General features: G+C 60.0%; 2 protein-coding genes and 1 pseudogene. 2 read left to right on the top strand and 1 reads right to left on the bottom strand.

Annotated features, from left to right (window positions below; translation table 11 throughout):
• A pseudogene (locus JNL55_RS17305) lies at positions 1–177 on the bottom strand (MFS transporter); the annotation flags it as partial.
• 194 nt (positions 178–371) lie between these two features.
• Here JNL55_RS17305 and JNL55_RS17300 point away from each other — a divergent pair.
• Both JNL55_RS17300 and JNL55_RS17295 read left to right on the top strand, forming a co-directional pair.
• Entirely contained in the window at positions 372–1,364 is a 993-nt protein-coding gene (locus JNL55_RS17300) for a LacI family DNA-binding transcriptional regulator (protein WP_293856217.1), read from the top strand.
• A gap of 406 nt (positions 1,365–1,770) precedes the next feature.
• A partial coding sequence (locus JNL55_RS17295) for a TonB-dependent siderophore receptor (RefSeq protein ID WP_293856214.1) occupies positions 1,771–3,575 on the top strand: 1,805 nt, incomplete at its 3' end.

Raw genomic sequence — 3,575 nt, 5'->3', positions numbered from 1 at the left:
GGCCAGCACTGCGATGACGGGCGCTCCAATCACCACACCCAGCGCGTAGGCACTGATCACGTGACCGGCGGTGGGTTCATCGATGCCCAGCCCTGCGGAGAAGTAGGGCAACAGGCTCATCGAGGCGAATTCGGTGGTGCCGATGGCGAAACCGCCCATCGCCAGCGCCAGGAACAGCCGGCCGACGGAATGACTCGATGCCTGACCGCTGGGAAGGTCAGGAAGCTTAGTTAAATCAACAGATTGCAAGATCAGTCCGGGTCGAGTGCGGCGGGATTGCATAGCATTGCAACACAGCTTGCATAGCTATGCAAGACCGGCTAGCCTGCGGCCACTAATAAGAGAAAGCATGAGTCGGGGGAGTGCATTCCATGGCCAACATCAAGCCTGCATCGTCAGTCGACGTGGCGCGTCTGGCAGGCGTTTCGCAATCGGCGGTGTCACGCACATTCACGCCGGGCGCGAGCATCTCGTCGGAGACCAAGGCCAAAGTGATGGCCGCGGCCGAGGCGCTGAATTATCGGCCGAGTCTGATTCCTCGCATCATGCTGAAGAACCGCTCCAACATCGTGGCGGTGATCGTAGGCACGCTGACCAACTCGTATCACTCCAGAGCGCTGCAAGCGTTTGCCGGTCGACTACAACAGCAAGGCAAGCAAGTGATGTTGGTGCAAACCAATTTCGAACGTGCGCTGGATGAGGTAGCGGCGGAGCTCGCGTGCTATCGAGTGGATGCAGTGGTGAGTCCATTGGAAATCACTTCCGCTCAAGTTGCCGAAGCGCTCGACCGGTTGCGTATTCCGGTCATCACATTGAATTCCGCGCACGTCACCGAATGGACCGCGACAGTGTCCTCCGACAATGAAGCGGCGGGCCAGCGCATCGCTCGCCTGCTGCTCGACCGCGGCGGCAAGCGGCCGGGTTACATCGCTGGCCCGCGTGACAGTCTGTCGCAACAACAGCGCGAAGCTGGCTTTCGCAGCGGCTTGGCCGAGCGCGGTGTCAATGATTGCGCCTGGGCGCAGGCCGACTATTCCTATCAAGGCGGCTACGCGGCTGCTCGCGAAATGTTTGCTAAGGACTCGACGTTGGACTGCCTGTTCTGCGTCAATGACCTGGTCGCGCTCGGCGCCATGGACGCACTGCGCATCGAGTTCGGTAAAAAGATCCCGGACGACGTGATCATTGCCGGCTACGACAACACCGAGGCCGGGGCTTGGCCTGCCTATCAGCTGACGACCTTCGATCAACGCATCGACGACATGGTCGGCTGCGCGGTCTCGATGCTCGAACGAGAATGGGAACCGCGTTCGCAAGCGTTGATTACGCCGGTGCTGATGGAGCGTGCCAGCACTCGCAGCTGAGTCAATACGCAACTGAGTCACAGCCGGGCTAGCCATCTGCGCGGATTTGGGGCAAATTGCTGCCGCGGCCGCTCGGGGCCGAATTCCAAAAATAAATATCAATAAAATCGACCCCGGGCCCTCCGAGCTCAGGATGTCGACTCACTCAAGCGCGTTTGTAGGGCGCGCAAGTGTTGGTCGGTGGCGATGCTATCGCCGTATTTTTCCAGGCTTTTTTGTATCGCGACCAGGTGCGGGTCGAGTGCGTCGCTGAGGGCGGCGCGCGTGCCGTCGACGAGTCGCTATGTGCTGTTACTCCCTAAGTGTGAACTTCGACGACTACCGGGCAAAGTTGGTGTCGGTGTCGTTTGTATGTTCCGGACGCGCCCGCCTCCTGGCCTGGCGGGTTTAGTCACGGGGAGTTGTTATGAAACCGATCAAGAATGCATCGATCGCACGTGCGGTCTCGCTCGCTTTGCTACTCGCGTCCGGCGCATCGGTGCACGCGCAGAGCACGTCGCAAGCTGCGTCCAGCGACGATCAGGATCTGGAGATCCTGGACACCATCACCGTCGAAGCCGAACGCGCGCGTAGCGTGTACACCGGCATTTCGACCACCGGCACCAAGTCCACCACGCCGTTGAACGAGACGCCGCAGGCGATCACGGTCATCACGGCTGACTGGATGGAAATGCAGAACATCCAGAACGTCGAAGACGCGTTGCGCTATGCCGCCGGCGTCAAGACCTCGCCGTACGGCAACGATCCGCGTAACGACACGTTCTTCATTCGCGGCTTCAATCAGACCACGTCCGGCCTGTATCGCGACGGCCTGGCGACGCCGAATGGTCAATACGGTAACTGGCGCAGCGAGCCGTACGCGCTTGAACGCGTCGAAGTGCTGCGGGGTCCGAGCTCCATGCTGTACGGTGCGAACAGCCCCGGCGGCCTGGTCAACCAGATGACCAAGCGTCCCACCTCCAAGCCGGTGGCCAACGTGCAGCTGGAATACGGCAGCTTCGACAGCATGCAGGCCGGCGTCGACGTCGGTGGCGCGGTCAACGACGATCAAACCATTTTGGTGCGTGCGGTCGGCGTACTGCGCGATGCCGATACGCAAGTCGACTTCGTCAATAACAACCGTCAGTACATCATGCCGGCGGTGACGTTCCGTCCGAACGAGCAGCTGATCTGGACGGTGCTCGGCGAATATCAGGTCGATGAGCTGGGCAAGGCCAATGCTTATCCCACTCGCGGCATCCTGCTGCCGAACGTCAACGGCCGCGTGCCGACCAATCGGTTCGTCGGCGAGCCGAGCTTCGATAACTTCGACCGCGATCAGGTGCAGGGCACCTCGTTGCTGACCTGGCACCTGGCCGATTCGTTGACGCTGCGTCAGAACACGCGCTTCGCCAACATGAAGCTCGCTTACCAGACCGTGAATCCGGCGGGCTTGCAGGTCAACCAGCGCTTCTTCAACCGCCAGGCGGTGGTGTCGGATGAAGACACCGACATTCTCACCACCGACACGACGTTGGAAGGCAAGTGGTCGCACGGCATCTTCGATCACACAGTGGTGTTCGGCCTGGACTACCAGAAGAAGGATCTCGATTACCGCATCGGCATGGGCGTCGCGCCTGCGTTGGATCTGTTCACGCCGACCTATGGCGTCTCCATCACGCGTCCTGCGTACACCACTTTCGTCAAACAGAAGATCAATCAGCTGGGCCTGTACGCGCAGGAGCATTTGAAGATTGCCGATCGCTACGTGGTGTTGTTGGGCGGTCGTTACGATCAGGTGGAGCGCGAATCCAATCGGGTCAAGATCGATCAAAACGAGTTCACCGGCCGCGTCGGCTTCGTGTACCTGACCGACAACGGCTTCTCACCGTACGTGAGCTACGCCACCAGCTTCACACCGTTATTCGGCACCGATCTGTATGGCAACACCTTCGATCCGGAAACCGGCGAACAGACCGAAGTGGGTTTGAAGTATCAGCCAGTCGGCAAGGCAGTGTCGTTCACGTTGGCTGCGTTCGACTTGCGTCGTCAGAACATCCAGACCGCCGATCCCAACAATCCGCTCAACACGGTGCAGAGCGGTGAGATTCAGTCCAAAGGTGTGGAGTTCGAAACCAACTACAGCATCGGTAACATCGATCTGGTGGCCTCGGCGGCGTACAACGACGTGGAGATCACCAAGAGCAACAACGGCGACCAAGGCCGCACGCC

Origin of the sequence: Steroidobacter sp. (assembly GCF_016790065.1) — a bacterium.
Lineage (GTDB): Bacteria > Pseudomonadota > Gammaproteobacteria > Steroidobacterales > Steroidobacteraceae > Steroidobacter.
The sequence above is the reverse complement of the archived record's forward strand: the minus strand, read 5'-3'. Positions and strand labels throughout refer to the sequence as shown.